Origin of the sequence: Paeniglutamicibacter terrestris, from assembly GCF_012271785.1 — a bacterium.
Taxonomy (GTDB): Bacteria; Actinomycetota; Actinomycetes; order Actinomycetales; family Micrococcaceae; genus Paeniglutamicibacter; species Paeniglutamicibacter terrestris.
The window spans coordinates 172,614-199,375 of sequence record NZ_JAAWVT010000002.1; the positions used below are offsets into that span (position 1 = coordinate 172,614).

Sequence of the window (26,762 nt, forward strand, 5' to 3'; positions counted from 1 at the left end):
AGGATTTCTCATGAATATGGAAAGTTTCGATTGGGCCGGCATGGCGCAAAAAGTTGTCATTGCTGTAATTATCTTGCTGGTGACTTGGCTACTGGCCAAGATCGTCAAATGGGCTATTGGAAAACTCGTTGGGCGAGTTAAAGGATTGCAACGTCAGGGGAACGACGGGGCACAAGTGGGGGAATCATTGGGGAAGGTTGCAGCACTGATCATCTGGCTCTTCGGGCTGGTAGCTATTCTTCAGGTGTTTGCCCTCTCCGAGGTACTAGCACCGGTGCAAGATCTGCTGGGTAAGGTCATGGGATTCATCCCTAACCTCATTGGCGCAGGCATCATCTTCTTCATTGGTTACATGATTGCCAAAATCGTCAGGCAGCTGGTGACCACCGCACTTGGAGCGGTCGACTTCGGCAAACTAACCTCGAAGTTGAAGCGCGGGGCAGTCGAACCGAGCATTCAAGAGACTCGTGAACAAAACGCCAAGATCATTGGCATCATCGGCAATCTGCTCTTCGCCATCATCATCATCGTTGTCGGTATTAGCGCCCTTCAGGTTCTAGGAATTGCCGCCATCTCCGACCCGGCTCAGCAAATGCTGACCATGATCATGAACGCCATTCCGCAAATCGTGGCAGCCCTGATCTTGCTGGCCATCGGCTACGTGATCGCAAAGTTTGTTGGCACCATCCTTCAAAGCACGCTCGAGGGAATTGGCACCGACTCGGTGGTCCATAAGTGGGGCATCGTTCCTGCCGATAAGAGTGCCTCGAGCATTATCGCGACGCTGGTGAAAATCGCCATCATGCTGTTCTTCGGCATCATGGCAGCACGTCTGATGAACTTCCCCGAGGTCACCAACATCCTGAACCAGATTCTCGCCCTAGCAGGAAACGTGTTGTTCGGCGGACTGATCATTGCCGCCGGCTTTGTCATCGCCAACATCGTGGTGTCCATCGTCGGTCCGGGGACCGCGGCCACCATCATTCGCTGGGCCACCATCGTGCTTTTCATCGCGATGGGTCTGAAGTACATGGGCCTGGCCGACTCCATCATCAACATGGCATTCGGTGCCGTTGTTATTGGCGGGGCACTGGCAGCAGCTCTGGCCTTCGGTCTGGGAGGTCGCGATGCGGCAGCTCGGGCATTGCAGAAGGTGGAGAACAAGCAGCCACCGGCTACACACTCGGCTCCAATCGATCCGCTCGGCTAAGAGTTAGTTAGCCGGAAACCGCTCGGTGAGAAAGTAGCCGAATAGGTTCGCAAGGCACGGCTGGCACGGGGAAATTATCCCGCTGCCAGCCGTGCTTTTTGCACGTCATGGGACAAAATCCCGGGCCAGCGAGCAACATCCTCGGGGGTATGCGCCACCTCGAGAGTCGCGTTGACCAGCAGCTCGACGAGTGTGCTTGCCGTGGACACCGGATGGGCGGGGTCACCGATCCACGCCAGCACCGTGGTCGGTACGGTGATCCCGGCGATCTGCTCGCGCGTGGGGAGATCGCTCAGGGCCGCACCGCGGAAAAGGGCTGGAAGGACGGCATCAGGGACATCGGGCACGGTCTCTGGCACGCCCACGGTGGCCGGGGGAGGAGTGGCCAGAGCCGTTGTGGCAAGAAATGCTGCGACTCCCTGCGCATCGATCGCATCGGCGGCGCCGCGGTATTCTTCCGCCTTCGCGGCCCGGGTTGCCCATGCGGTAGCCGGCACCATCAGCGTCAGGCTGCTGAACCTCTGAGGGTCAAGCACCGCGGCGTGTAGCAGCGTCCCGGTTCCCATCGAGGGGCCCACCCCGTGCACCTTTTCACCGGGGAAGAAGTGGTCGAGCAGCCGCAGGAGGTCATCGGCCAGAACTTGCCAGCTGTAGTCGGTAGCAACGGCTCGCCCGGAAGAAAGACCGTGGCCGCGTGCGTCATAACGCAGCAGGCGTGTCCCACTGAGTCCGCGACCCAGATCCAGACCCAACAAACGGTCGCGTCGACGGCTCGAGGTGAGTCCGTGAAGCTGGATGACCGGGTGGCCTCCCTCGTCGCTCAGTTCGACGTCAAGCCCGGCATCGGGAACATTGAATTTCGACATGGCGACTCCTCGACTCTCGGGCCATTCCCGGGTATAGGATATCCGACATGCGGCTGACCAATATTGCGCATCTGCGCCTGCCTTTTGGCCGACTGCTGAGCTACCAGGTGACCGTCGGTCAGCTGGGAGCAGCGCTGCCGGTGTCCTTCGATCAGCGACGCCACGTGGGGGCCGGCGACCGTGCCGGATCGTGGATGGCGCTGTCCTTCCGTCTCCCCGCACCGGTGCCCCGCGACCAGCTTTCCGAAGCATGGCTAGCGGTAATTAGTCGGCATGGGACCCTGCGCTCGGTATTCACCCCAGGTGAAGACGGTGCACCCCAACTTCACGAAGTCGAGGTGCACGGCGGTGACTGGATCTCGCACCAGCTGAACCCGGGGCAGGCAGTGAACGACGCGCTGCGTGAGGTGCTCGACGTTGCCTGCTCGCCGTACTCACAACCCTCGCATTGCCTCTGCGTGTTGGAGACTGCCGCAGGTCCCACGGTGATCATTGCGGGGGATCATGCACATGGGGATATGTGGTCGATGCTCGTGCTGGCCCGTGATCTGCTATCCGCGCTTTCTGCCGTCCAAGCAGGAATGAAACCGCAATTGACGCCGGTGCCAACCTTCGCCGAGCACACCAAATCGCTCACCCGTGTGGGTCCCGCGCCAGAAAAAGTTCATCGTCGGTGGGCAGAGGTCTTGGCGGCTAGCGGCGAGGTGATGCCGCGTTTCCCTCTCTCGCTGGGTCCGCCGACTCCAACGGCCGAGCGGGTAGAGGTGCGTGAGGTGTTGGACGTTGATGATGCTGCAGCGTTCTCGGCCCAGGCCCGCGAGGACGGTGTATCCACGCTGTCCTTGGTGGTGTCAGCGATGACGGCGGTGACCAAGGAACTGGCAGGTGTTCCGTTGCGCGCGGTGTTCCCGGTGCACAGTCGCTACGACGCCATGTGGAACGACTCCGTGGGTTGGTTCATCACCAACTCCGTTTTGGAATCCGCCGATGAAGACCCTCGGGCGTGCGCCCAAGCCGTGCGTGAGGCCGTCAAGCTGGGCAACTGGCCTCTTCAAGAGGTGCTGACTCCGTGGGGCGGAATGCCCGAAGCTCCAGGCATGTTCGCCATCTCGTGGCTGGATCTGCGCCGGCTGCCGGTGCGGATCGACGCGCGCGGTCTCGATGCCCAATACGTCGGTGCCTCAATCCAGACCGACGGGGTGATGCTGTGGTTTATTCTCAACGATTCCGGGCTGCATTTGCGTTGCCGCTATCCGGACACCGATCAGGCTCGTGATCACGTAGGAACGTGGTTGGACATGCTGGTGGCGAGGCTCAGCTCCGCCGCGCGCGCTTCGGTCGGAGGCAAACTACGGTTGGGCGGACGCATCTATCGGGTTCAGCGGGCCAGCCGAGTGGATATCCCGGCAATGGTGCAATTGTTATCCGATGACGAGATCGGAGGCGGCCGGGAGGGTGCGCAGAACGCAAGTTATGAGGCCTCCTTTGATGCCATCGCCCGTGATTCATCGCAGTACCTGGCCGTCGTGCGTGATGAGGCCGAGCGGATCATCGGCACCATGCAGCTGAGCATCATCCCGGGGCTATCACGTGGGGGAGCCGCCCGACTGCAGATCGAGGGGCTCAGAGTTGCCGCCGGCCAACGCTCCCGAGGTGTTGGGACGGCGATGCTCGAATGGGCTCATGAACACGGAAGAGCCCGCGGTGCGACGCTGGCTCAGATATCCACCGAGCAGGTTCGAGTCCGCGCCCAACAGTTTTACTCTCGGCTCGGCTACGAGAATACGCACGTGGGGCTCAAGCGCGTGCTGTGATTGAAGTTTTTGCGATGCGTACGGTGCCAGATTCATTCTCTTGAGGTGCTATCGCAGTGTCCCGACGCGGCCCGATGGAGCCTTCGATGACGCAAAATGGGTGCATTTCGCCTGCTGACACAGTTCGCCGCGATGAATTCGAGGGATCTGACACGTGTGATGTTCAGCTCTAGCTTTGGGAACGAATTCCGCGTAAATTCAAGGGGTAGGGTGCGTCATCCGCCGGCAAGGCGGTGATCTGGGCGACCAAAAGATGGTCCCAACCTCGGGTGAGATTCGGCACGATTTCCGTCAGTTTTTCCAGACGTACTAGAATAGTGTTTTGGGTCAGTCGTGGCCCCGAACCCCGAGACCCAAAATTCTCTAGAAGAAGTGAGCCTTTTCGCATGTCAGATACCACCATCACCGCTCGTGAAGACCTGCGCAACGTAGCCATCGTTGCGCACGTTGACCACGGCAAGACCACCTTGGTTAACGCAATGCTCCAGCAGACCGGTGCATTCGACAGCCACGGTGAAACCGAAGACCGCGTGATGGACTCTGGCGAGCTGGAACGCGAAAAGGGCATTACCATCCTGGCCAAGAACACCACCGTGTTCTACGAAGGTCCGGCTGCCAAGGGTCACAAGATGACCATGAACATCATTGACACCCCGGGTCACGCTGACTTCGGTGGCGAGGTCGAGCGTGGCCTGTCCATGGTTGACGGCGTTGTTCTGTTGGTTGACGCTTCCGAGGGTCCGCTGCCGCAGACCCGCTTCGTGCTGCGTAAGGCACTTGTAGCCAACCTGCCCGTCATCATCGTGGTCAACAAGACCGACCGTGCCGATGCTCGCATCGATGGCGTCATCTCCGACTCCATGGACCTGCTCCTGGGCCTGGCCTCGGACCTCGCCGATGAAGCCCCGGACCTGGACCTGGATAAGGTTCTGAACGTCCCGATCGTCTTCGCTTCGGGCAAGGCCGGTTTCGCCTCGGTGAACCAGCCTGCTGACGGCACCATGCCGGACAACGAGGACCTCGAGCCGCTGTTCGAGACCATCATCAAGCACGTTCCGGCACCGACCTACACCGAGGGCGAAGTCCTTCAGGCACACGTCACCAACCTTGACGCTTCCCCGTTCTTGGGTCGTCTGGCACTGCTGCGTATCTTCAACGGCACCCTGCGCAAGGGCCAGCAGGTTGCCTGGGCCCGTCAGGACGGCGAGCTCAAGACCGTAAAGATCACCGAACTGCTGGCCACCAAGGGCCTGACCCGCGTTCCGGCCGAGTCTGCTGGACCGGGCGAGATCGTTGCAGTTGCAGGTATCGAAGACATCATGATCGGTGAAACTCTCACCGACCTGGAAAACCCGAAGCCGCTGCCGCTGATCACCGTTGACCCGCCGGCCATCTCGATGACCATCGGTATCAACACCTCGCCGCTGGCCGGCAAGGTCAAGGGCGCCAAGGTTACCGCTCGCCAGGTCAAGGACCGTCTTGACAAGGAACTGATCGGTAACGTTTCGCTGAACATCCTCCCGACCGAGCGTCCGGATGCTTGGGAAGTACAGGGTCGTGGCGAGCTGGCTCTGGCCATCCTCGTTGAGCAGATGCGTCGCGAAGGCTTCGAACTGACCGTCGGCAAGCCGCAGGTTGTTACCAAGCAGATCGACGGCAAGCTGCACGAGCCGATGGAGCACATGACCATCGACGTACCCGAGGAATACCTCGGCGCCGTAACTCAGCTGATGGCAGCTCGTAAGGGCCGCATGACCAACATGGCCAACCACGGTACCGGCTGGTGCCGCATGGAATTCATGGTTCCGGCACGTGGCCTGATCGGCTTCCGTACCCGCTTCCTCACCGACACCCGCGGTGCAGGCATTGCTGCTTCGTTGGCCGAGGGTTACGAGCCATGGGCCGGTCCGATCGAATACCGCACCAACGGTTCGATCGTGGCTGACCGCTCCGGTGTAGTCACCCCGTTCGCAATGATCAAGCTGCAGGAACGCATGTCCTTCTTCGTGGCACCGACCTCCGAGGTCTACGAGGGCATGATCGTCGGCGAGAACTCACGCGCCGATGACATGGACGTGAACATCACCCGCGAAAAGCAGCTCACCAACATGCGCGCAGCTTCCTCGGACACCTTCGAGAACATGACCCCGCCGCGTAACCTGACTCTGGAAGAGTCCCTCGAATTCGCTCGCGAAGACGAGTGCGTTGAGGTTACCCCGGAGGCAATCCGTATCCGTAAGCTCATCCTGAACGCCGGCGACCGCGCCAAGTCGAACCGTGCCCGGGCCAAGAACTAATCAGGCACCAGGCTCCGTAGCCACCACCGTGTACAGCGTCTTGGCCGCATTTGCGGCCGGGGCGCTGGCCGCGGTTGTGGGCACAGTCCTGCACGCCTCTATGGCCTACGTGGGGGACGTACCGATTCCTTGGGGAGCGGTACTTGCACTGATCCTCACCGGTGCGCTGACCTACTGGGTCGCGGTGGTGCGAGGCAAGCTGTGGGTTAGTGCGCTAGCCGGGCTGATTACGTACGTCATTGTGGCGTTGTTTACGCTCGATGGAAACAATCAGCTGATTGTTTCCACGCAGTTCTTCAGCGCCTTGCCAGGCCCGGCTCTTGCCGGTGGTCTGTGGGTCTATGGCATGATCATTCCGGTGATCGTGGCGATCCTGCTGGCTTCCAAGACCTTGCGGGCCGCATCCGCGGCACGGGACTGAGGTTACAGATCCGATCCTGATGGACGATGCGGTGAAATGCCGCCACCCATAGCACTGCACAAATAGGGCGCCAGCAGAAAAACTCTGCTGGCGCCCTATCTGTGTATCAGGCTTTGGTGGCGCTCTCGGCGCTCTCGGCGCTCTCGGCGCTCTCGGTATGGTTCGAGGTCGGCGGCGTGGAACTCAAATCCAGGTGATGAGCGACAAAGAGTGAGGTGGCGACCCCATCGGGAGCCGCATCGCGCATCGCGTAATCTTCGATCACGGCATGTATGCGGGACATCATTTCCTTCTGCGTTTCCTCGTTGAGCTTCAGCCCAACCCGGATGACCTTAATTTCCTGTGGCGAGAGTCCGTCAATTTCTTGCAGGAAGGTATCAACCAGCAGGGGCGCAGCATCGGGGAGTTTGGTGCCCCAGGACAGCTTCGTGCTGCGGTAGGGAACTTCTTTCGCGCCGCGATTGCCGCGTCGGGTTTCCTCGGCCTCCAAGAAGCCGTTGGAGAGTAGCGTGCGCACGTGGTGTAGCGACGTTGCCGGGTTGATGTCCAGCAGATCCGCGATCTCTTTGTTGGTACGTGATTCATGCAAGCAAAGTCGCAGGATTCGCAGACGCAGCGGGGAGCTAAGTGCCCGAGCGCGGGACTGTACCTCTTCATCAGTGGCCATGAAATCAGCATACGGGAAATTAGCCCACTGATTGAAACTTTCAAATCGCTCGGCGTTTGGTGCCAGCGGGCCGGATCAGCGGCGGCCGCGTCGCTGCGGTGCCGGAGGCACTTCCTTGGCGTGCGTGATGCTCTTACGCTCGATGGAAACCTGACCCGTTCGAGTCTGTACGGTGATCTGCGCCTCGTTGACGGTCAGGAGGACTCCTAAGGCGTCGGAGAATTGTTCGCCGGCGTTTCCCTGCTCTGCGACCGGCAGACGGTAGCGAATGACCACGCGCATTCCAGTCTCTATCGTTGCGAAAATATCGGTGCTCATTCCATGATTCTAGGCCGATGTCACACACCCGACACGTGGAGTAAAAAACCGGCGTGAGTGATGACACATTACGCCATCGATCGGGTTCGGAAAGCGGCAAATAAAGCGCATTCGTACTAAGCTGACGAGAAGCATGCATAGCCGCGTGCAGCATGAACAAACTGATCATGTTCCGTAGTGAAGGAAGGCCCCGGGGTACTGTGACTTACATCATCGCCCAGCCATGTGTCGACGTCAAAGACAAGGCGTGCATTGAAGAATGCCCCGTGGATTGCATCTACGAAGGCGAACGATCGCTGTACATCCATCCAGACGAATGCGTTGACTGTGGCGCCTGCGAACCGGTGTGCCCGGTGGAAGCCATTTACTACGAAGACGATGTACCGGAGCAGTGGGCCGAGTACTACAAGGCCAACGTTGAATTCTTCGACGAAGTGGGTTCTCCCGGTGGAGCGGCAAAGCTCGGCAACATGGGCATCGACCACGCGGTGATTTCCGTCCTTCCGCTGCAAAACCAGAGCTGAACGCCGACACGATGCTGACGCTTCCTGACTATCCATGGAATGCCCTCGCCCCTTATGCCGAACGTGCCGCGGCACACGAGGGCGGGACGGTTAACCTTTCCATCGGCACCCCCGTTGACCCGACGCCAGAGATCATCAAGCAGGCCCTGCGGGATGCAGCGGATGCTCCCGGTTACCCGACGACTCACGGCACCCCAGCGGTCCGCGAAGCCATCGTGGCCTGGTTCGAGCGCCGCCGGGACGTTACCGGCCTGAGTATCGATGACGTCATGCCGACCGTGGGCTCCAAGGAACTTGTTGCCTGGTTGCCGCTCTTGCTGGGTCTCGGCGCCGGTGACTTAGTGGTCCGCCCACTGGTTGCCTACCCGACCTACGACATTGGTGCGCAGTTGGCCGGCGCCGATTCGATCGCCGCAGACTCACTGGCGGATCTTTCGGCAGAGGATCGTGCCCGCGTTAAGCTCGTGTGGGTTAATTCCCCGGGTAATCCGACCGGCATTGTCCGTGGCGCCGCCGAGCTCAAGGCACTGGTTGATGACGCTCGTTCGCTCGGTGCCGTGGTGGCATCGGATGAATGTTACGCCGAGCTCGGCTGGGGCGAACACGAGGCGAGTGTGCCAAGCATCCTGCACGACTCGGTTTCCGGAGGGGATCACAGCGACCTGTTCGCGGTGTACTCCCTGTCCAAGCAATCCAATCTCGCTGGATACCGTGCGGCCTTCATCGCCGGTGCACCGAACCTGATGCCGGCGTTGGTCAATAACCGCAAGCACGCCGGAATGATTGTCCCGGCACCGGTGCAGGCGGCAATGACTGCAGCGTTGAGCGACGATGGGCACGTCAGGGCCCAAAAAGAGCTATACCGAGCCCGCCGCGATGCGCTGGTTCCGGCCCTGAAAAACTTCGGGCTGCGCATCGAGGATTCGGTCGGAGGCCTCTACCTCTGGTGCACCGCCGACGAGGATTGCTGGGTGACCATGGGCCGACTGGCCGAATTGGGCATCATTGCGGGCCCCGGAGCTTTCTACGGCGAGGCTGGAGCCAACTTCGTGCGCATCGCGCTCACGGCAACTGACGAACGCATTGCCAGCGCCGTCCAGCGACTGAATGCTACTCGCTAAAAACTTATAAGTGACCAACCGATTGGTGCCCAGACCCTACTAACCGGTAGCGTGACACTGATTACTGACCATCGGATTCATCTGTATTCCGGTTAGGAGAGACAATGACGGAAAATAATTCTGCTCAGCTCAGCTTCGGCGGCAACAACATCGAACTCCCTGTTGTACCCGCCGTGGAAGGCAACAACGGCTTTAATATTGCACCCCTGTTGAAGGCGACAGGCGGCGTAACGTACGACCCCGGCTTCATGAACACCGCGGCAACGAAGTCTGCGATCACTTACATCGACGGCGACGCGGGGATCTTGCGCTACCGCGGTTACCCGATCGAGCAGCTGGCCCAGAAGTCCAGCTTCCTCGAGACCAGCTACCTGCTGATCTACGGAAACCTTCCCTCGGCCACCGAGCTTGAGGAATTTGACCAGAAGATCCGCCGCCACACCCTGTTGCACGAAGAGCTCAAGGGCTTCTTCGGCGGCTTCCCGCGTGATGCGCACCCGATGCCGGTGCTGTCTTCGGCAGTGACTGCGCTCTCGACCTGGTACCAAGATTCACTGGATCCCTTTGATGAAGAGCAGGTCGAACTCTCGACCATCCGCTTGCTGGCCAAGATGCCGGTCATCGCCGCCTACGCCCACAAGAAGTCCGTTGGCCAGGCCCTGCTCTACCCGGATAACTCCATGAACCTCGTGGAGAACTTCATGCGTCTGAGCTTCGGCAATGCTGCAGAGCAGTACGAAATGGACCCGGTCATCGTCAAGGCCCTGGACCAGCTGCTGGTCCTGCACGCCGATCACGAACAGAACTGCTCGACCTCCACCGTGCGTCTGGTCGGATCGTCGAACGCCAATATGTTCGCGTCGGTCTCCGCAGGCATCAACGCCCTCTCCGGCCCCGCTCACGGCGGCGCCAACGAGGCAGTGCTCAAGATGCTGCGCCAGATCCAGTCCGATGGACTGAAGCCGGCAGACTTCATGGAGAAGGTCAAGAACAAGGAAGACGGCGTCCGCCTCATGGGCTTCGGACACCGTGTCTACAAGAACTACGACCCGCGCGCCAAGATCATCAAGGCGACGGCTCACGACATTCTGGCCAAGCTCGGCGGCAACGACGAGCTGCTCGACATCGCGATGTCCCTCGAAGAGCGTGCCTTGAGCGATGATTACTTCATCTCGCGCAAGCTCTACCCGAACGTGGACTTCTACACCGGCCTGATCTACAAGGCGATGGGCTTCCCGGAAAAGATGTTCACCGTGCTCTTCGCCATTGGCCGTCTGCCGGGCTGGATTGCCCAGTACCGCGAAATGCTGCAGGACCCCGAAATGAAGATTGGCCGCCCGCGCCAGCTTTACGTTGGGGAAACCGAGCGCAGCTTCCCGACCCGCTAAACCGTAACCTCCCGCGGTGCGGGTGGGTGCCGCACGAGCAGGCAGAAATGCCGACTCGCTGGTGTGGCGCCGCGGATCGACTCCAAGGGGTTGGTCATTTCATGGACCTTGTGTCCATGAAACGACCAACCCCTTTGTTGTTCCCGCGCGCGTCGTGACGCGCAGGAGAGCACGGCGCCGGGCGCCGCAGTGGTTGCCGTCAAGATGCTGGAACGTTCGGAGCGTTTCGGGCTTATCCTTAAGCTAGCAAGCGGAAACGAAGAAACGAGTGTGCCCACATGGTGCAGGATTCTGGTTCTGGTTGGGTGGTGTCTGCCGACACCCACAAGGAAATGTTGCTGGCGCTCTATTTCAGAGATTTGGCGGCCATCGAGCCGGTGGGCCAGGCTGGCCTCTCGGCGCTGAGCCCCAAGGTTAAACCGGCAGCAGCTCAGGAACTTGGTCAGGAATCTGCCGGAGAACTGCGCCAAGAGTGGCAAAGCTGGTGGGAACGGATCATCTCCAACACTCATCCGAGCATCGACATTCAGGCGGAACCCGACTTCGCCGAGTTCTCCGATTCGCCCAGCCTGCAGCATCTGATGCTGGCGCACTACGGCAATGCTTACACCTGGACGCAACGCCGGTTGGGGGAGTACCAGGAGTTTTGCCGCAACACCACGACGGTGCGGCTGGAGCTGGTGCAGCAGCTCTTTGACGAGCGTGAGCTGGAGGGGGAAGAGGTGGGAGCGCTTCACCTGAAATTGGTGGAGCTACCGCTGGCCGAGCAACGGGCGTGGTTTATTGAACCCGACACGGTCATCGTCAGCCAAGATTTGATGCGTGATGTGGCGTTGTTCCGCAGCTATCTGGAGCCCATCATCGCCATGCTGACCTAACGATTAAGCGCAGGCGAGGCGGCTAAGGCTAGGAACCGGCCAGGGTGATCACGACGTACCCATCGGTGGTGGCCGCCGGTACCCAATGGCCCTCGGCACGGTTCCAGACCAGTCCCGCGTAGGAAACCGAGACGGTGCGCTGTGCTTCGGCGTTGGCCACTGCCCATTGGGCGATGGCCCAACCCTGTTTGCCCTTCACCGGGACGCCTACTCGATCCTCGGACAGTGCCTGAGCACTGATTCCCGTTTGCGCCTTCAAATCCTTTATGACGGTGGCACTCGAGCCAACACCCTCGGTGGGACGCAGGGTGCAATTAAGCGTGGAAGGGGAATTGCCTGTTAGCGCGGAGGCGAAGGCCTTGGCCAGCCCCTCATGCTTGGCATAGGCCAGGGGGTAGGCCGAACGTTGAACCTTCTGTGCGGCGGCCGTGATCTCCATCGACGTATAGTCAAACGTCTCTAACTCCTGGAAGAACCGGTTCGCGGCGTAGCGCGGATTCATGATCTGTTCCTCGGTGCCCCAGCCCATGCTGGAGCGCTGCTGAAACAGTCCGCGTGAATCTGGCCCCGCATTATCTCCGTAGTCGATGTTGGTCAACTTGGATTCTTGCATCGCGGTGGCGATGCCGATGCTGGCGGCGCGGGCAGGCATACCGCGTTTGGTGGCAGTTGCGGTGATCAGCGCCGCATTGGACGCCTGCTCGGGGGAGAGCGTGTGCTGGGTGGATCCGACCACCGCAGTGCACTGTTCGCGCACCACGGTGGTGTCAAAGCCGATGAAATTGACGGCAGCATAGAGCCCGCCACCAATCAACCCCATGGCCAGAACGACGGAAACCAGTGTGCGGCCCCAACGCCGCTTACCGCGGTGCCGGTGACGCTGCTCCGCGGGTGGTTGCGAGCCTATGGTTAGGACTCGCTGGTGTGCATCAGTTGGCATGCAGGACGCTGTTGAGCTCAACCTGCTGGCCGGCACGCGGCAAGGCTTCGACGGCGCCGGTGATCGAGTTGCGACGGAAGAGCAGGTTGGAGACACCGGAGAGCTCCACGGCCTTCACCACCTGGTCGCCCAGCTGAACGCGGGTGCCGGCCGTGACGTACAGTCCGGCCTCCACGACCGAATCGTCGCCAATGGAAATGCCGACGCCGGAGTTGGCGCCGAGCAGTACTCGCTCGCCGATGACAATCTTTTCCTTGCCGCCACCGGAGAGGGTGCCCATGATGGAGGCGCCGCCGCCGACATCCGAACCATCGCCCACTACCACCGAGGCCGAAATTCGGCCCTCGACCATGGAGGCGCCCAGGGTGCCGGCATTAAAGTTCACAAAACCCTCGTGCATCACGGTGGTTCCCGAGGCCAGGTGTGCCCCGAGTCGTACACGTCCACCATCGGCAACTCGGACGCCGGAGGGAACAACGTAGTCGAGCATGCGCGGGAATTTGTCGACCCCGAACACCGTCAGAGGGCCGCGGTGACGCAACCGGAGGCGGGTGCGTTCGAAGTCGGCCACGGCGCAGGGACCAAAGTTGGTCCAGACCACGTTCTGCAGCAGGCCGAAGGCCCCGTCAAGGTTCACGTTGTTCGGCTCTACCAAGCGGTGTGAGAGCAGGTGCAGACGCAGCCACACGTCCGCGGTGTCTGCGGGGGCTACATCGATGTTGATTTCTAGGGAGATGACGCCCTGGGTGGTGCCGCGGTCAGCATCGTCGCTGGCCGCAGCGGCAAGATCGCCTTCGATCTGTGCCGTGTCTTCAAGAATGCCGAGAGCTGGTTGCGGGAACCAAACGTCGAGGATCAATCCATCGGAGGCGTACGTGGCCAAGCCGTGGGCCGAAGCAATTCTGAGGTCCTGGGTGGGCGCGTGCGCAAGTTTGTTGTCTACCGGTGTCATGAATCAATCTTAGCGTGGGCCAAGGTACTAATCTGGGATTGTGCACAGCAAACCCAGCCCCGCCACCACACCCACCGCCACTTCGGCCACGAATTTGGACCTGAACGGCGATGTTGCCGATCTGACCGCAACATTGATGGACATCGAGTCGGTCTCCGGAAACGAACGAGCCCTGGCAGATGCCATCGAGTCGGCCCTGCGAAAGATCCCGTCGTTGCAGGTGCACCGTGACGGTGATTCGCTGGTGGCCCGCACCACGTTAGGTCGAGCCGAGCGTGTCATTTTGGCCGGGCACTTGGACACCGTGCCCCTTCCCACCACGCCAGGTTCGCGTGGAACCGTCCCCTCCGCGTGGGACGGGGAAACACTTTATGGGCGTGGAGCCACGGATATGAAGGGCGGCGTGGCTGTTCAGCTAGCGCTGGCGGCCACGCTGAGCGAGCCGAACCGTGACATCACGTTCATTTTCTACGATCACGAAGAAGTAGAAGGATCGAAGTCTGGTCTGGGCCGGCTGGCACGCAATAACCCCGAATTGCTCGTTGGAGACTTCGCGATCCTGCTGGAACCCACCAACGGGACGGTGGAGGGCGGCTGCAACGGCACCAGCCGCTACAAGGTCCGCACCAAGGGAGTCGCCGCGCACTCGGCCCGTGCGTGGATGGGCGAAAATGCCATTCATGCCGCGGCGCCCATTCTGCAGATCCTCGCAGATTACCAGCCCCGCACGGTGAATGTGGACGGACTTGACTACCGCGAATCGATGAATGCCGTCCGCATTAACGGCGGCATTGCTGGCAACGTGATTCCCGATGCCTGTGAGGTTGAGGTCAACTACCGCTTCGCGCCTGATAAGGACGTTGCAGCCGCCGAGGCCCATGTTTTTGAGCTGTTTGCCGGCTTCGACATCATTCGCACCGATGGTGCCGGCGGTGCACGTCCCGGGCTGCAGCACCCCGTCGCTGCTGCCTTTGTGGCAGCGGTTGGGCAGGCACCAAAGCCCAAATATGGTTGGACCGACGTAGCCCGCTTCTCCGATTTGGGCATTCCCGCGGTCAACTTCGGCCCGGGCGATGCTTTGCTGGCCCATTCGGATAATGAACACGTCACCCGCGGTGCTATCCACGAATGCCTTGCGGCACTGCGTCGCTGGCTCAGCGCCGAGCTCTAGAGACCATATGCGCGACGGGCCGTTCCCCTAGCCCAGTGTCATCGGAATCGGTGACTAAATCGCACACTGCATAAAAATGCCGCCATCCCCGGGAAGGGGATGGCGGCATTCTTGTACGTTGTGCTAAACGCGGCGAACGATGTTCGTGCTTACTTCGTTCCGTCGCCCGGGGGTACTGCCAGCGGAAGCAGAGCGTCAGCTTCTGGCGCTGCCGGCTTCTCGTTCGGCATCCGGCTGCTGAGGCGGCGTGAAACGAATTCCGCCAACTTGCTCAGGGCGAAGTTGATCAGGATGAACACTGCCGCAGCAACCAGCAGGGCCTGCAGCATGTTGCCGTTGGCCGAGGCGAAGGTACGTGCGTAGAACAAGAACTCCGTGAAGCCGATGATGTAGCCCAGTGCGGAGTCCTTCAAGATCACCACGAACTGGCCGATCAGCGCCGGCAGCATGGCCACCAGAGCCTGCGGAATTTCGATCAGGCGCAATGACTGGGTGCCGGTCAAGCCGATCGCGATGCCGGCTTCACGCTGACCCTTAGGCAAGTTCCGGACACCGGAACGTACCAATTCGGCGACGACGGAACCGTTGTAGAGCATCAGCGAAATGACCACTGCCCAGTACGGTGCATCGGTGCCGTCAACGACGCCGGTGCGGGAGAGCAAGATGTTGAAGAACACGATCATCAACAACACCGGTACTGCACGGAAGAATTCCACCACGACGGTGGAGAACCAGCGCAAGGCCTTGATCTCGGCCAGCAATCCCATGCCGAAGATCAGACCGAACGCGACCGAGAGGACGATGCCAAGTCCGGCCGCCTTCAGGGTGTTCAGCAGACCGGGGAGCAGGAAGTTGACCCACGCGTTGGAGGTGAACAGCGAGGCCCACAATGAGCCGTCCATCTGCCCCTTGGCCGCAAGACCGGAGATCACCAGGTAAAGCAGACCCACGATGAGTAGGGTGCCAATGATGTTGATCAGCAGGATGCGTTGTTTGGCCTTCGGGCCGGGAGTATCAAAGAGAACTGATGCGCTCATCGGGCCACCGCCAATTTCTTAGAAAGCCAAGTGGTCAGCAGACCCACCGGGATGATGATAATGACGAACCCGACCGCGAAGGTTGCGAAGATCGGGATGATCATGTCACCGCGGAACTCGAGCATCGTTTTCATGACGGACGACGCCTCGATGGCCACCGAACTCACGGCCGCGACGGTGGAGTTCTTGATCAGCGCGATCAGCACGTTGCCTAGCGGAACAATCGAGCCACGCAATGCCTGAGGCAAGATTACTTCACGCGCAGCGGGAAGGAAGCTTAGCCCAATGGCTCGTGCTGCCTCGGCCTGGCCGACGGGAACGGTGTTGACTCCCGAGCGAATTGCCTCGCAAACGAAAGCTGCGTGGTAGATCGCCAGGCCCATCACTGCCAAGTTGAAGAAGTTCTGGTTGAAGTCAGCCGCGAGCGTGAAGCCCAGCTGGTTGTATAGGGCAAGAACACCGAAGAGCAAGATGATGGTCAACGGGGTGTTGCGGATGATGTTCACGTAGCCGGCACCGAAAGTCACAAAGCTGCGAACCGGTGAGATGCGCATCATCGCAAGAATGGTGCCCAGCACCATGGCGCCGATGGCTGCCCAGAAGGTCAGCTGGATATTGACCCAAAAAGCTGCCGGAATGTTGTACTCGGTGAACAGGGAGAGATAGTTCTCCATTAATCTGCCTCGATTTCAGCGGTCGAAGGGACCGAATCGGTAGAACGGTGTGTGCCTCCATCAATGACGGAGGCACACACTCTAGGTAACTGACGCGTTGGTTAGGCGCAGGCATCCATCTTGGGCGGGTTGGTCTTGGCATTCGGCGTGAAGCCGGTGCCCGCGGTGTTGGCCTCAATGGCCTTCTTCCACTCACCGGAGGTGATCATCTTGGTGATCGCGGTGTTGATGGCTTCACACTTGTCGGATTCCTTGTTCAGGCCAACTCCGTACTTTTCTTCGGAGAAGGTGTTTCCAACAACCTTGAACTTGCCGGCGTTGGCCGGCTGCGCTGCCAGGCCAGCCAGGATGATGTCATCTGTGGTCACAGCGTCGATGGTGCCGCCGCCCATGCCGCCGAGGCATTCCGCGTATCCGGCCTGCTCCTGCAGGTTCACACCGGTGGCGAATTGATCCTTGATCTTCTGCGCCGAGGTCGAGCCCGTGACCGAGCACAGGTTCTTGCCGTTGAGCTCTTCCGGGCCAGTGATGGTCGAATCGGCGGGAACCAGAAGGTCCTGGCCAGCGACGAGGTACGGGCCGGCGAATGCGACGGATTCCTTACGCTTGTCAGTAATCGAGTAGGAAGCGAAGATCATGTCAACCTGATTGTTCTGCAGAGCAGTTTCACGGTTGGCCGACGGAGTTGAGATGAACTCAATCTTGTCGGCCGGGAAGCCGAGCTCATTGGCGACGTATTTGGCGACGTCAACATCGAATCCCTTGTAATCGTTGCCGTCTTTGTAGCCAACGCCTGGCTGGTCGAACTTGATGCCGATCTTGATCTTGTCCGACGACTCATTGCCGCCTGATCCACCGCAACCGGTGAGTGCCAATGCCGCGACTGCCGCCATGGCTGCTACTGCTGAAATGCGGGACTTACGCATCGTTTCTCCTTGTTATGTTCATCAGTGCGAGTGAAGTTTGCGTCCATCGAGCGAAGAAAGCTGGTGGTCGCTCAGTTAGTGATGAGTTTGCCGAGGAAGTCCTTGGCACGGGCACTTTGCGGGTTGGTGAAGAACTGCTGAGGTGTCGCTTCTTCGACGATTTGACCGTCGGCCATAAAGATCACGCGATCCGCTGCCTTGCGGGCGAAGCCCATCTCGTGAGTTACCACGATCATGGTCATGCCTTCCTTGGCCAGACCGACCATGGTGTCAAGGACCTCGTTGATCATTTCCGGGTCAAGTGCCGAGGTTGGTTCATCAAAAAGCATGACCTTCGGGCGCATGGCCAGGGCTCGAGCGATGGCGACACGCTGTTGCTGACCTCCCGAAAGCTGGGCAGGAAGCTTGTCTTTCTGATTGGCAACGCCAACGCGTTCCAACAAGGAAAGCGCAAGCTTGTCGGCTTCGGCTTTTTTCATGCCCTTGACCTTAATCGGCCCGAGAGTCACATTTTCCAAGATTGACTTGTGTGCGAAGAGGTTGAATGACTGGAACACCATGCCGACATCGGCTCGGAGGTTTGCCAGCATCTTGCCTTCTTCGGGCAACACCTTGCCGTCAATCTCGATGGAACCGGTGTCGATGGTCTCCAGACGATTGATGGTTCGGCACAGGGTCGACTTTCCTGAGCCGGAGGGGCCCAAGACAACAACGACTTCACCCTTGGTGACTTCGAGGTTGATGTTCTGAAGAACATGCAGAGGGCCGTAGTGCTTGTTTACAGCGGACAACTTGACGATTGGGGTCAGGTCCGACTTAGCGCTATTCGAGTGGGATTCGGTACTCATGAGAAGAACACTAGCGGAAGTGATCGCCTTCACGCCCGCTTTTGGGGGGATGATGCCAAATCTTTGCAGAAATGATTTGCGGCCCGACCAGTCGGATCGTGCAAAACCGATACAGTGGTTGGCATGCGTCGCCAGAACCCAAGCCCCAAGAACTTCGATTCACTGCCGGACCCAGCCCGACGTAAGGGCTCGGTGGTCTTGCGTCATTCGCAGGCCAATACCGAACAATCGGATAGTTATTTACTCGATACGCGTGAAGATCAAGATTTCACACATACCGACCCGTGGAGGGTCTTGAGGATCCAGAGCGAGTTTGTTGAAGGATTCGGAGCGTTGGCTGGCCTCGGCCCGGCGATCAGCGTTTTCGGATCGGCTAGGACGAAGCGGGGATCCGAGCGCTATACCCAGGCGGAGAAGATCGGTGAACTGATTGCTGCCGCCGGAGTGGCTGTGATTACCGGAGGTGGTCCCGGAGCCATGGAGGCGGCCAACAAGGGTGCCGTCGCCGGTGGTGGAATTTCCGTTGGTCTGGGAATCGAGCTGCCCTTCGAGACTGGACTTAATGAGTGGGTAGATCTTGGCATCAACTTCCGTTACTTCTTTGCCCGCAAAACCATGTTCGTTAAGTACTCGCAAGGGTTCATTGTGCTTCCCGGTGGTTACGGGACCCTCGATGAACTCTTTGAGGCGTTGACCCTGGTGCAGACCGAAAAGGTCACTGGCTTCCCGATCGTCCTGATGGGCACCTCGTACTGGGCCCCGCTGCTGGAATGGTTGCGCAACACCGTCGCGGAAGAGGGGGCCATCTCCGTTGCTGACCTCGAGCTGATCCACCTCACCGACAGCGTTGAGGAGGCAGTGGACATTGTGGTGAACTCTGCTCGTCCCAATGGCTTTGTCGCGGCAGATTAAGAAGTACTGAGCCCCTTTCGAGGGAACTAAAGGAGTTCACTTTGGTTTACATGTTGCTGGTGATTGCCATTCTTGTTTTGGGTGGCGCCGTCTTACTGAGTGTTGGAACAAAACGTAACCACAGATCCCCGAGCGGTCGCCGATTTGAACAACCGATGGGTCCGATCCACGGTCTCGTAGAACCCGTGGCGAGCTTGCCTCCGGTGCTTCTGCCTTCCGAGCCCGTGGCCGCGGACGTTGATTCCGTGAGCTTTTCGCTGGGACTTCGAGGCTACCGCTGCGACCAAGTTGACGAGGTGCTGGATGCGCTTTCGGCGGAGCTGGACAGGTTGCATGAGGTCATCGCGGCACACGGAAAAGTGGCTGTGATTAGCAACACGAGCGATTCTTCGGAATAATAGAGAGTAGCAAGTTGAAAGTGGATCTTGATTTTCCGGATTCGCCAATTAACCCATCACGGGTGCGGGGCCACAAGCCCTTCACCTCAAATGAAAAGGAACAGCGCTAATGGCTGCGATGAAACCACGTACCGGGGATGGTCCGATGGAAGTCACCAAGGAAGGCCGTAGCCTGATTATGCGTGTACCGATTGACGGTGGCGGACGTCTGGTTGTTGAGCTTAATGCCGATGAAGCCGCACAGCTGCGGGACTGCTTGGTTGGCGCCACGGAGTAGAACTACTGCGTCTGAACGCCATGGGGCGGAGACTCGGTCATTTACGACCGGGTCCCCGCCCCATGAGTGCTTAAGCCGAAAATACCGCTACTTCGTGAACCTGTGAGCCAGGCGCCCGTGGGCTAGCTGATACGTGCAGCCAATTGCAGGCCAAGCCCGGTCGGGATCAAGGTCGTGGAGAAGCGCTCGTCCTCACGAAGCAACCGGGTGGCGTTTCGCGTGGCCACGGTGCTGGGCCGGCGCACGGCCGGCTTGGCAACGCGGTGCTGATCAAAGGCGTCGTGCATGATGATCAATCCGCCAATACGCACCAGCCGGATGGCCTGAGTTGCGTACTCGGTCAGATGGTCTTTATCGGCATCGATGAACACTAAGTCGTAGGCGCCATCGGTCAGCCGAGGTAGTACGTCCTGAGCGCGACCGGAAATCACGCGCGTCCTTGAACCATCAACACCTGCCTCGCGGAATGCTTCGCGGGCCGCCGCCAAATGGTCCACATCGATGTCGATGGTAGTTAATGCCGCTTGTTTCCCGGCGCCGCGGAGAAAACTGGTTCCCGAGACGCCGACGCCCGTTCCGATCTCCACCATGTTTCGGGCACCGCTGATCGTTGCGAGGACCGTCAGGAGGTTGGCAGTAGAAGCTCCGACCGACTCAACACCTAGCTCGCGTCCGCGTTCACGGGCCCGTTCGAGTACCGAATCTTCTTGCGCCTGTGCTTGTGAATAGGTCAAGCTGCTAAAGATGTCCAGGTTCATGGCTTTACGGCAAATCCTTTGAAGGTGGTGGGGCGGAAACCTTGAGGCTATCAGCCGTAGGACCATCTTATCCTCGCGGGAGAGGCGGTTGAGATGAAGTATGCGTGGGTCAAACACAGGCAGCGTTCAGCTTCCCCTCAGGCTCCTGCGACAAACTGGTCACTGTGAATGTTTCTCATTTGTCTTCAGCCGCCGCGTCGCCGGACCCCGACCACATCCTTGAGCACACCGTGCCAACGTGGGATGAAGTTGTCAGGGACCATGCCCCGCGCGTCTACCGCTTGGCCTACCGCCTGACCGGTAACCGGCAGGATGCCGAGGATTTGGCACAGGAAACCTTTGTACGCGTCTTCCGTTCGCTCGACACCTTTGTTCCGGGCACGATCGGCGGATGGCTTCACCGCATCACCACCAACCTGTTCTTGGATCAGGCGCGACGTAAGTCCCGTATTCGTTTTGATGGGCTGGCCGAGGATGCTGAGGCGAAGATTCCCGGCACGGCACCGGGGCCGGAACGCAGCTTCGAATACAACAATCTCGATGTAGATATTCAGGCTGCTCTCGAGGCTCTGAGCCCAGAATTCCGTGCAGCAGTGGTGCTCTGCGATCTCGAGGGACTTTCTTATGAGGAAGTTGCGGAGGCCTTGAACGTCAAGCTTGGAACGGTGCGCTCGCGCATTCACCGAGGTCGAGGAATGCTGCGCGAGAAGCTTGCGCACCGCAACCCCGCAGTGCGGCCGACAGCGACGGTTTCGCTACCGAAGATCCGGCGGACGATCACGGGAGTGCGTTAGGGTATGCATCGTCACGTTGCGTGGATGGGGGAGTACGTTGATGGTCGATTGGGCCGACACCGTACCCGATCGCTGGAACGGCACGTGCTCCGTTGCGAACCGTGTGGCAAGGAACTGGACGCCGCGCGGAACCGATCCATGACCGGTTCGCGAAATTCGGAGCAAACGCCACTGAGCGCACAAACCCTTCTGGGAACGCACTATGCGATGCCGGTCGACAACCGGTCCCACAAAAGCCGATACCACGCCATCGTTCCCACCACGGTGTTGCTGCTGACTTTTGCCCTGCTGGGGACCATCGCGGGGCTTTCTTGGATCTTGGGAGCGCCCGCCGCGCGGCTGGCCCCCACGAGCGATCCCGCAGAATCGTGGAGCGTGTCCGAGCGGAGCCTTGACACCCAATCGCTCAGCGCGCTGCGCCAGGCCGGCTGGACCTGCCCCGTCATCGACGCAACAGGCTTCGGCCTCACCTCTGCCACGGGAACACTGAAGAAGGGCCAAGCCACAGTGACGCTGCTCCTAGGCGATGGCAAGGACACCGTTGAGATCTCCGAAATCCGCAGCGTGACCGAGAATCCAAAAACAGTGATTCCCACGGCCAAGGCCGCCAAAGCAAGCCTGGACCCGACCTCCGGCATGCTGACCGAATTGGGTCATCGACTCGGTGGCAAGGCGGGGGCCGCAGTCACCTATGACGATGGAACGGCGACGCTTCAGCTCGAGGATGTGAAGTATCGGATCACCACCAGCCTAACCAAGGCCGACATAGAAAAAATCCTGCAGCGACTAGTGGTGGGAGAGCATACGCGGGTCATGTCCCTCGATTCTTCGTCCGAGGACTATTCGCAGCGCCTATTGCGGGGGTTCTCGCGGTTGATGGTGCTGGACTTCCAGTAAGCTGAGATCCTGGCCAAGTGTGAAAACAGGGAGTCTTCAAGGGTGTTGTTCGGAATTAATGGCAGTGAACTGCTGGTGCTTGCCATTTTGGCCGTCGTAATCTTGGGACCTGAAAAGCTTCCCGAGTATGCCGCCCAGCTGGCCCGGCTCGTGAAAGAGCTTCGTCGCATGGCCACCGGTGCCAAGGAGAAATTGCGCGACGAGGTGGGCGATGACATCGTCGACTTGGACTGGAAAAAACTTGATCCGCGGCAGTACGACCCACGCAAGATCATCAAGGAAGCGTTGCTCGATGACTTCGAAGATGCCGTGAGCGCAATTAAAGAAACCCCCGTTACGGCGGTTCAACAGCGTGCCGTGGGCACTAAGCAGATTACGCGCTTGGCTGTGAACGAACCGGCTCCCTTCGACAACGAGGCCACCTAAGCCTCACCACGTCTTCGGCGGCACGAAAGCCTTATTAAATCGATAATGGCGGCATCCCCGATGAGGGTTGCCGCCATTACTGTGTCGCAGACCCGGCATCCGGTAAATGCAAGCCCGTGGGTCCCTGAGGCCCGGAGGGCTCATCCAGGGCCTAGCGGGGACTAACTCCCAAGGGACGTCCCGCTAGACCACGAGGGCGATGCGTCAGAGCACGCGCAATGGCGGTGATCTGCAGAGCTGCGGGTGCCTCGGGATGAGAAATGACCAGCGGAATGCCTTTATCCCCGCCGGCGCGCAGCATCGGGTCCAGCGCCACCTGTCCCAGCAGGGGTACCTCGGTTCCCAAGACCAGCTCCAGACGGTGCGCCAGTTCCATTCCGCCGCCGGAGCCGAAGACCTCCATGGTGGAACCATCGGGCAATTGCAGCCAGCTCATGTTTTCGATGACTCCGATGACCTTCTGCCCGGTCGATACGGCGATGGATCCAGCACGCTCGGCGACCTGAGCCGCAGCAGCCTGCGGCGTGGTGATCACCACCAGCTCGGAGCCCGGCAGCAGCTGGGAGACGGAAATGGCGATATCCCCGGTACCCGGGGGCAAATCCAGCAGCAGCACATCCAGATCGCCGAAGTGGACATCGGTGAGGAACTGTTCCAATGCCCGGTGCAGCATCGGCCCACGCCAGATCACCGGCTTGTTGTCCGGAACGAACATGCCGATCGAAATGACCTTCACCCCGTGGGCCACCGGCGGCAGAATCATCTCATCAACCCTCGTGGGAGAGGCATGCGGGATGCCGAGCAAGCCCGGGATGGAGAAGCCGTGTACATCGGCATCGATCAGGCCCACGCGCAGCCCGTCGGTGGCCATGGCGCAGGCAAGATTGGCGGTCAGTGATGACTTGCCCACTCCGCCCTTGCCGCTGGCGATGGAAATGACGCGCGTCAGTGAGGCGGGGTCAGAAAATGGGATGCTGCGGCTGACCAATGACTCGCGGAGTTCGGCGCGTTGCTCTGGACTCATCACGCCCAGGGTCAGTTCAACGTGCTGGACCTCGGCCACCGCGCGAAGCGCCGCATCAACATCCGCCTCGATGGTGGAACGCATCGGGCAGCCGGCAATGGTGAGCAGCACGCGTACCTTGGCCGTGCCATTGCTCAGTGTCGCGGAGTCGACCATGCCCAGTTCGGTGATGGGGCGGCGCAGTTCTGGATCTTGGACGCGGGAGAGAGCTTCAAGGAGCCGAGGCTCGATGGTCATGGGTTCTCGTTCTTCTTGGGGTGTTGCTTGCGCTTGGATTCGGGGGAGACCTGCGGCATCAGTCCGGTGTTAGGCGCTGAACGGTCCTTGCGTTTGGAGGGCTTGGCCGGCTTGGCGCGTAGCTTCAGCTCCTCACCGTCGGACGTTTCTAGCAGATCCTCCAGGGCGGAACGCAGTTCGGAGCGCACATAGTCACGGGTTGCCACATCGCGCAGGGCAATGCGCAGGGCGGCGAGTTCACGGGTGAGGTACTCGGTGTCCGAGAGGTTGCGCTCGGCGCGGCCGCGGTCCTCGGAAAGCGAAACCCGGTCCCGGTCATCCTGCCGGTTCTGTGCCAGCAGCAGCAAGGGTGCCGCGTAGGAGGCCTGCAGCGAGAGCATCAGCGTCAGTGCCGTGAAGCCCAGGGCAGCGGAGTCAAATCTCCAGGCCTCCGGGGCGAAGATGTTCCAGATCAGCCAGAACACACAGAAGATGGTCATGTAGAAAAGGAATTGCGGGGTGCCCATGAACCGCGCGAATTTCTCCGTGCTTGAACCGAACCTGTCCGGGTTCGGGGAAAAGCGTGGGAAGAAGCGTCCGCGGGCGGACATGGGAGTGTCAAGGCCGGTGGACACTTGGCGCTTCTCAGCCATGCGAAGCTCCGTTCACTGGTGGTTGTGGCTCGGCCGTGCTCTCATCGTGAATGTCATCATGAGTACGCCAGTCCTCGGGCAATATGTGATCTAGCACGTCATCAACCGTGACAGCACCGACCAATCGGCCATCACTGTTCACCACGGCCAACGATGTCAGGTTGTAGCTGGCCAGCGTGCGCGCTACCTCGGCGACATTCGCCATATCGGCAATGGGTTCAACATCCGAGTCAAGAATGTTGCCGAGGGACTCCGGCGGCGGGGTGCGCAGCAGCGCCTGAATGTGTACGGCACCCAGGTAGCGACCGGTGGGGGTCTCCAGCGGAGGGCGGGTCACAAAGACGGTGGAGGCCAGCGCGGGGCTCAGCTCCTCGCGACGCACCGAGGCCAGCGCCTCGGCGACGGTGGCTTCGGGGGAGAGGATCACCGGGACCGGGGTCATCATCGATCCGGCGGTTCCCTCGGGGTAGGAGAGCAGGCGGCGCACATCGCGCGCGTCCTCGGGCTCCATGAGTTCAAGCAACGCGTGTTTGGTGTCTTCGGAGAGCTCTCCGAGGAGATCCGCGGCGTCGTCCGGGTCCATCTCCTCCAGGACGTCGGCGGCGCGTTCCATGTCCAGCGCGGAGATGATCTGGACCTGTTCTTCGTCGGGCATCTCCTGGAGCACGTCGGCCAGTCGCTCATCTTGCAGCTCGGAGGCGACCTCAACTCGACGCTTCTGATTCATCTCATGCAGCGCATCGGCGAAGTCGGCAGGCTTCATCTCGTCGTGGGTTGCGACGTAGGTGCTAGCGGCCTGGGGTTCGTGCAGCGCGGTGTGCTCAATCGCGTCCCACGGCACCAGCAGTCGTTCCCCACGGGTGCGGCGCAAGCTCAGCAGACCGGTGGTTGGTGCACCGCGGCGCACATAGTAGTCCGAGACGATCCAATCCCCGTTTCGGGCTTGGGCCAGGCCAATGTCTTCGACCACGGCATTGCCGCTGCCATCTTCGAACATCACCCGTCGGTCAAAGAGTTCGGCGGCAGCAAGAATTTCGGCGCCGCGTTGTTGGAAGCGGCGCATGTTGACCAGACCAGAACAGATGATCTGTCCGGCGTCCATGGCTTGGATACGCGTCATGGGCACAAAAACGCGCCGTTTTCCGGGCACCTCAACCACCACGCCGACACATTGGGCGGGTTTGGAGACCAGACGCGCGACAACTACGACGTCGCGCAGACGGCCCAGACGATCGCCCAAGGGGTCAAAGACGTCCAGGCCCAACAAACGTGCGATGAAGATCTTCGAAGAATTGCTGCTCACGTCATCTAGGCTACTGCCTGTATCGCGCCCCGGAGCAGTTTGGAGCTTGTGTTGAGTGAGACGTCGGGCAACGTGTTGATCTTTCACCTTCAGCGATCAAGGCCCAGCTTCTGGCCGTGGAGCGTGCACAATGGATATATGTCATCCCCACTTGGTGCTTCCCCGTCCAACTCGAACACGCTTGGTTTGCCGCGCGGCGAACTTTTGGGGCGTTACAGCACGTACCTGGACGCGCAGAAGGTGGTGGACTACCTGGCCGACAACGATTTCCCCGTCAGCCACCTGACCATCGTGGGAAATGATCTGAAGTCGGTGGAGCGCGTAACCGCCAAACTCAGCTATCCGAAGGTTGCCCTGGCCGGCGCGGCGCAGGGTGCGATGTTCGGCATCTTCGTCGGCTTGGTGCTGACCATCTTCTCTCCCGGTTCCAACCCGCTGGCGCAGATCCTGTCCTCCGTAGGCATCGGCATGGCCATCTGGATGCTGGTGGGCGTGGTGAGCTATTCATTTCGTCGCGGTAAGCGTGACTTTGCCTCGCAGTCGCAGGTGCTGGCGACCAACTACGACGTGGTGGTCGCCTTCAGCCATGCTCATGCTGCCCGTGCACTGGCCGCCAAGTTGCCGATGAGCCAGATGGCCGCCGACGCGGGAGTAGGTGCGCACCATGCTCCGGCCGCACAGCAGCCCCCCACGGCACCCGCCGCAGCGCCCGCCGCAACGGCAGCTCCTACCGCCGCGACACCGGAGACCTCGGCCACCGGAAGCTATTCGGATTTGCCCGACGGACGCCCACAATTTGGCATTCGCATCCAAGATGAGCACCCCGCGGCCGTTCCAGTCCCAGAGACCGAGTCCGCAGCGGACAAGTCGCCCGAGGCCGTGAACGACGCCGAAAACGAAGCGGACTCCGCGGCCCGGACGACGGCTAGCGATGAGCCGACGGACACTTCCGTGAAAGAAGAGAACCGCGCGGAAAAGAACAACTAGTTCTCCACGGCTCCGGCCGTCGCAACAATCAGCACGAAACGCCGATGGCGGTCACTTCCCGGTAC

At 60.2% G+C, this 26,762-nt stretch carries 29 protein-coding genes; 16 read left to right on the forward strand and 13 right to left on the reverse strand.

Features of this window, described 5'->3' with window-relative positions; all coding sequences use genetic code 11:
- Nucleotides 1-10: 10 nt before the first annotated feature.
- Nucleotides 11-1,210 carry a mechanosensitive ion channel gene (locus HED64_RS06540; protein WP_168151278.1) on the forward strand — a complete coding sequence of 400 codons (1,200 nt, stop codon included), beginning with the start codon at nt 11-13 and terminating at the stop codon, nt 1,208-1,210.
- Nucleotides 1,211-1,284: 74 nt separating this feature from the next.
- Here the strand turns inward: HED64_RS06540 and HED64_RS06545 are convergent, their stop codons facing one another.
- Nucleotides 1,285-2,076 (reverse strand): alpha/beta fold hydrolase, encoded by a 792-nt coding sequence (locus HED64_RS06545; protein WP_168151279.1) that lies wholly within the window; start codon nt 2,074-2,076, stop codon nt 1,285-1,287.
- A 47-nt stretch (nt 2,077-2,123) separates the two neighbouring features.
- Here HED64_RS06545 and HED64_RS06550 point away from each other — a divergent pair, with 47 nt between their 5' ends.
- The 3 genes from HED64_RS06550 to HED64_RS06560 all read left to right on the forward strand — a co-directional run bounded on the left by HED64_RS06550 (nt 2,124) and on the right by HED64_RS06560 (nt 6,608).
- Nucleotides 2,124-3,890: a GNAT family N-acetyltransferase gene (locus HED64_RS06550; protein ID WP_168151280.1), complete on the forward strand. Its 1,767-nt coding sequence runs from the start codon at nt 2,124-2,126 to the stop codon at nt 3,888-3,890.
- A 386-nt stretch (nt 3,891-4,276) separates the two neighbouring features.
- On the forward strand, nt 4,277-6,187 hold the full coding sequence (gene typA / locus HED64_RS06555; RefSeq protein WP_132358508.1) for a translational GTPase TypA: 1,911 nt from the start codon (nt 4,277-4,279) through the stop codon (nt 6,185-6,187).
- A gap of 28 nt (nt 6,188-6,215) precedes the next feature.
- Nucleotides 6,216-6,608 (forward strand): hypothetical protein, encoded by a 393-nt coding sequence (locus HED64_RS06560; protein ID WP_168151281.1) that lies wholly within the window; start codon nt 6,216-6,218, stop codon nt 6,606-6,608.
- A gap of 106 nt (nt 6,609-6,714) precedes the next feature.
- Here the strand turns inward: HED64_RS06560 and HED64_RS06565 are convergent, their stop codons facing one another.
- Both HED64_RS06565 and HED64_RS06570 read right to left on the reverse strand, forming a co-directional pair.
- Nucleotides 6,715-7,275, reverse strand: coding sequence for a winged helix-turn-helix domain-containing protein (locus HED64_RS06565; protein WP_245325783.1), 561 nt, complete (start codon nt 7,273-7,275; stop codon nt 6,715-6,717).
- Between the two features lie 75 nt (nt 7,276-7,350).
- The gene (locus HED64_RS06570; RefSeq protein ID WP_168151282.1) at nt 7,351-7,593 is read right to left on the reverse strand and encodes a putative acetyltransferase; all 243 of its coding nucleotides are present in this window, start codon (nt 7,591-7,593) and stop codon (nt 7,351-7,353) included.
- A gap of 200 nt (nt 7,594-7,793) precedes the next feature.
- On the opposite strand from HED64_RS06570, the gene fdxA reads away from it, so the two are divergent.
- The 4 genes from fdxA to HED64_RS06590 all read left to right on the forward strand — a co-directional run bounded on the left by fdxA (nt 7,794) and on the right by HED64_RS06590 (nt 11,504).
- On the forward strand, nt 7,794-8,117 hold the full coding sequence (gene fdxA, locus HED64_RS06575) for a ferredoxin (RefSeq protein ID WP_132358500.1): 324 nt from the start codon (nt 7,794-7,796) through the stop codon (nt 8,115-8,117).
- An 11-nt stretch (nt 8,118-8,128) separates the two neighbouring features.
- On the forward strand, nt 8,129-9,238 hold the full coding sequence (gene dapC, locus HED64_RS06580) for a succinyldiaminopimelate transaminase (RefSeq protein ID WP_168151283.1): 1,110 nt from the start codon (nt 8,129-8,131) through the stop codon (nt 9,236-9,238).
- A 104-nt stretch (nt 9,239-9,342) separates the two neighbouring features.
- Nucleotides 9,343-10,626, forward strand: a complete 1,284-nt coding sequence (locus HED64_RS06585; RefSeq protein WP_132358497.1) for a citrate synthase — start codon at nt 9,343-9,345, stop codon at nt 10,624-10,626.
- A gap of 278 nt (nt 10,627-10,904) precedes the next feature.
- On the forward strand, nt 10,905-11,504 hold the full coding sequence (locus HED64_RS06590; protein WP_168151284.1) for a hypothetical protein: 600 nt from the start codon (nt 10,905-10,907) through the stop codon (nt 11,502-11,504).
- 28 nt (nt 11,505-11,532) lie between these two features.
- Here the strand turns inward: HED64_RS06590 and HED64_RS06595 are convergent, their stop codons facing one another.
- Both HED64_RS06595 and dapD read right to left on the reverse strand, forming a co-directional pair.
- Nucleotides 11,533-12,324, reverse strand: a complete 792-nt coding sequence (locus HED64_RS06595) for a hypothetical protein (protein WP_168151457.1) — start codon at nt 12,322-12,324, stop codon at nt 11,533-11,535.
- Nucleotides 12,325-12,433: 109 nt separating this feature from the next.
- Entirely contained in the window at nt 12,434-13,396 is a 963-nt protein-coding gene (gene dapD / locus HED64_RS06600) for a 2,3,4,5-tetrahydropyridine-2,6-dicarboxylate N-succinyltransferase (protein WP_168151285.1), read from the reverse strand.
- Nucleotides 13,397-13,433: 37 nt separating this feature from the next.
- On the opposite strand from dapD, the gene dapE reads away from it, so the two are divergent.
- Nucleotides 13,434-14,567, forward strand: coding sequence for a succinyl-diaminopimelate desuccinylase (gene dapE, locus HED64_RS06605; protein ID WP_168151458.1), 1,134 nt, complete (start codon nt 13,434-13,436; stop codon nt 14,565-14,567).
- A 149-nt stretch (nt 14,568-14,716) separates the two neighbouring features.
- On the opposite strand, the gene HED64_RS06610 is transcribed toward dapE, so the two are convergent.
- The 4 genes from HED64_RS06610 to HED64_RS06625 all read right to left on the reverse strand — a co-directional run bounded on the left by HED64_RS06610 (nt 14,717) and on the right by HED64_RS06625 (nt 18,052).
- Complete coding sequence (locus tag HED64_RS06610; protein WP_168151286.1) at nt 14,717-15,604, reverse strand: amino acid ABC transporter permease; 888 nt, start codon at nt 15,602-15,604, stop codon at nt 14,717-14,719.
- Nucleotides 15,601-16,278 carry an amino acid ABC transporter permease gene (locus tag HED64_RS06615; protein ID WP_168151287.1) on the reverse strand — a complete coding sequence of 226 codons (678 nt, stop codon included), beginning with the start codon at nt 16,276-16,278 and terminating at the stop codon, nt 15,601-15,603. Before HED64_RS06615 ends, HED64_RS06610 begins: the two co-directional genes overlap by 4 nt.
- Before the next feature lie 101 nt (nt 16,279-16,379).
- Nucleotides 16,380-17,204, reverse strand: a complete 825-nt coding sequence (locus tag HED64_RS06620) for a glutamate ABC transporter substrate-binding protein (protein WP_168151288.1) — start codon at nt 17,202-17,204, stop codon at nt 16,380-16,382.
- Nucleotides 17,205-17,275: 71 nt separating this feature from the next.
- Nucleotides 17,276-18,052, reverse strand: a complete 777-nt coding sequence (locus HED64_RS06625) for an amino acid ABC transporter ATP-binding protein (protein WP_168151289.1) — start codon at nt 18,050-18,052, stop codon at nt 17,276-17,278.
- Nucleotides 18,053-18,175: 123 nt separating this feature from the next.
- Here HED64_RS06625 and HED64_RS06630 point away from each other — a divergent pair, with 123 nt between their 5' ends.
- From HED64_RS06630 to HED64_RS06640, 3 genes are all read left to right on the forward strand, one after another.
- Nucleotides 18,176-18,964 (forward strand): LOG family protein, encoded by a 789-nt coding sequence (locus tag HED64_RS06630; RefSeq protein ID WP_168151290.1) that lies wholly within the window; start codon nt 18,176-18,178, stop codon nt 18,962-18,964.
- Between the two features lie 155 nt (nt 18,965-19,119).
- Nucleotides 19,120-19,362, forward strand: a complete 243-nt coding sequence (locus HED64_RS06635) for a DivIVA domain-containing protein (protein ID WP_245325786.1) — start codon at nt 19,120-19,122, stop codon at nt 19,360-19,362.
- Between the two features lie 109 nt (nt 19,363-19,471).
- Complete coding sequence (locus tag HED64_RS06640; RefSeq protein WP_132358477.1) at nt 19,472-19,639, forward strand: DUF3117 domain-containing protein; 168 nt, start codon at nt 19,472-19,474, stop codon at nt 19,637-19,639.
- A 122-nt stretch (nt 19,640-19,761) separates the two neighbouring features.
- Here the strand turns inward: HED64_RS06640 and HED64_RS06645 are convergent, their stop codons facing one another.
- Nucleotides 19,762-20,397: an O-methyltransferase gene (locus HED64_RS06645; RefSeq protein WP_168151291.1), complete on the reverse strand. Its 636-nt coding sequence runs from the start codon at nt 20,395-20,397 to the stop codon at nt 19,762-19,764.
- 179 nt (nt 20,398-20,576) lie between these two features.
- Between HED64_RS06645 and sigE the strand changes: the two genes are divergently transcribed.
- The 3 genes from sigE (at nt 20,577) to HED64_RS06660 (ending at nt 22,514) form a co-directional block, all read left to right on the forward strand.
- Nucleotides 20,577-21,191, forward strand: a complete 615-nt coding sequence (gene sigE / locus HED64_RS06650) for an RNA polymerase sigma factor SigE (protein ID WP_168151292.1) — start codon at nt 20,577-20,579, stop codon at nt 21,189-21,191.
- 138 nt (nt 21,192-21,329) lie between these two features.
- Nucleotides 21,330-22,088, forward strand: a complete 759-nt coding sequence (locus tag HED64_RS06655; RefSeq protein WP_168151293.1) for a hypothetical protein — start codon at nt 21,330-21,332, stop codon at nt 22,086-22,088.
- A 45-nt stretch (nt 22,089-22,133) separates the two neighbouring features.
- On the forward strand, nt 22,134-22,514 hold the full coding sequence (locus HED64_RS06660) for a sec-independent translocase (protein ID WP_168151460.1): 381 nt from the start codon (nt 22,134-22,136) through the stop codon (nt 22,512-22,514).
- 151 nt (nt 22,515-22,665) lie between these two features.
- Here HED64_RS06660 and HED64_RS06665 read toward each other — a convergent pair whose 3' ends face one another.
- The 3 genes from HED64_RS06665 to HED64_RS06675 are packed head-to-tail and all read right to left on the reverse strand — an operon-like array spanning nt 22,666 to nt 25,710.
- Nucleotides 22,666-23,775: a P-loop NTPase gene (locus HED64_RS06665; RefSeq protein WP_168151294.1), complete on the reverse strand. Its 1,110-nt coding sequence runs from the start codon at nt 23,773-23,775 to the stop codon at nt 22,666-22,668.
- On the reverse strand, nt 23,772-24,407 hold the full coding sequence (locus tag HED64_RS06670; RefSeq protein WP_168151295.1) for a DUF1003 domain-containing protein: 636 nt from the start codon (nt 24,405-24,407) through the stop codon (nt 23,772-23,774). The genes HED64_RS06665 and HED64_RS06670 overlap by 4 nt, the downstream gene beginning before the upstream one ends.
- Nucleotides 24,400-25,710 (reverse strand): magnesium transporter MgtE N-terminal domain-containing protein, encoded by a 1,311-nt coding sequence (locus HED64_RS06675; protein ID WP_168151296.1) that lies wholly within the window; start codon nt 25,708-25,710, stop codon nt 24,400-24,402. The genes HED64_RS06670 and HED64_RS06675 overlap by 8 nt, the downstream gene beginning before the upstream one ends.
- 138 nt (nt 25,711-25,848) lie before the next feature.
- Here HED64_RS06675 and HED64_RS06680 point away from each other — a divergent pair, with 138 nt between their 5' ends.
- Complete coding sequence (locus tag HED64_RS06680) at nt 25,849-26,697, forward strand: YflT domain-containing protein (RefSeq protein WP_210149338.1); 849 nt, start codon at nt 25,849-25,851, stop codon at nt 26,695-26,697.
- Nucleotides 26,698-26,762: the final 65 nt, after the last annotated feature.

Bases quoted from the DNA above. Each gene is read 5' to 3' on its own strand.
- typA (WP_132358508.1), top strand. From the start codon at position 4,277: ATGTCAGATACCACCATCACCGCTCGTGAAGACCTGCGCAACGTAGCC.
- HED64_RS06640 (WP_132358477.1), top strand. From the start codon at position 19,472: ATGGCTGCGATGAAACCACGTACCGGGGATGGTCCGATGGAAGTCACC.
- HED64_RS06550 (WP_168151280.1), top strand. From the start codon at position 2,124: ATGCGGCTGACCAATATTGCGCATCTGCGCCTGCCTTTTGGCCGACTG.
- HED64_RS06545 (WP_168151279.1), bottom strand. From the start codon at position 2,076: ATGTCGAAATTCAATGTTCCCGATGCCGGGCTTGACGTCGAACTGAGC.
- HED64_RS06615 (WP_168151287.1), bottom strand. From the start codon at position 16,278: ATGGAGAACTATCTCTCCCTGTTCACCGAGTACAACATTCCGGCAGCT.
- HED64_RS06585 (WP_132358497.1), top strand. From the start codon at position 9,343: ATGACGGAAAATAATTCTGCTCAGCTCAGCTTCGGCGGCAACAACATC.
- HED64_RS06620 (WP_168151288.1), bottom strand. From the start codon at position 17,204: ATGCGTAAGTCCCGCATTTCAGCAGTAGCAGCCATGGCGGCAGTCGCG.
- HED64_RS06590 (WP_168151284.1), top strand. From the start codon at position 10,905: ATGGTGCAGGATTCTGGTTCTGGTTGGGTGGTGTCTGCCGACACCCAC.
- HED64_RS06665 (WP_168151294.1), bottom strand. From the start codon at position 23,775: ATGACCATCGAGCCTCGGCTCCTTGAAGCTCTCTCCCGCGTCCAAGAT.
- HED64_RS06670 (WP_168151295.1), bottom strand. From the start codon at position 24,407: ATGGCTGAGAAGCGCCAAGTGTCCACCGGCCTTGACACTCCCATGTCC.
- dapD (WP_168151285.1), bottom strand. From the start codon at position 13,396: ATGACACCGGTAGACAACAAACTTGCGCACGCGCCCACCCAGGACCTC.
- HED64_RS06565 (WP_245325783.1), bottom strand. From the start codon at position 7,275: ATGGCCACTGATGAAGAGGTACAGTCCCGCGCTCGGGCACTTAGCTCC.
- HED64_RS06570 (WP_168151282.1), bottom strand. From the start codon at position 7,593: ATGAGCACCGATATTTTCGCAACGATAGAGACTGGAATGCGCGTGGTC.
- HED64_RS06630 (WP_168151290.1), top strand. From the start codon at position 18,176: ATGCGTCGCCAGAACCCAAGCCCCAAGAACTTCGATTCACTGCCGGAC.
- HED64_RS06680 (WP_210149338.1), top strand. From the start codon at position 25,849: ATGTCATCCCCACTTGGTGCTTCCCCGTCCAACTCGAACACGCTTGGT.
- HED64_RS06610 (WP_168151286.1), bottom strand. From the start codon at position 15,604: ATGAGCGCATCAGTTCTCTTTGATACTCCCGGCCCGAAGGCCAAACAA.
- HED64_RS06540 (WP_168151278.1), top strand. From the start codon at position 11: ATGAATATGGAAAGTTTCGATTGGGCCGGCATGGCGCAAAAAGTTGTC.
- HED64_RS06595 (WP_168151457.1), bottom strand. From the start codon at position 12,324: ATGGGGTTGATTGGTGGCGGGCTCTATGCTGCCGTCAATTTCATCGGC.
- HED64_RS06635 (WP_245325786.1), top strand. From the start codon at position 19,120: ATGGGTCCGATCCACGGTCTCGTAGAACCCGTGGCGAGCTTGCCTCCG.
- HED64_RS06655 (WP_168151293.1), top strand. From the start codon at position 21,330: ATGACCGGTTCGCGAAATTCGGAGCAAACGCCACTGAGCGCACAAACC.
- HED64_RS06645 (WP_168151291.1), bottom strand. From the start codon at position 20,397: ATGAACCTGGACATCTTTAGCAGCTTGACCTATTCACAAGCACAGGCG.
- dapC (WP_168151283.1), top strand. From the start codon at position 8,129: ATGCTGACGCTTCCTGACTATCCATGGAATGCCCTCGCCCCTTATGCC.
- HED64_RS06625 (WP_168151289.1), bottom strand. From the start codon at position 18,052: ATGAGTACCGAATCCCACTCGAATAGCGCTAAGTCGGACCTGACCCCA.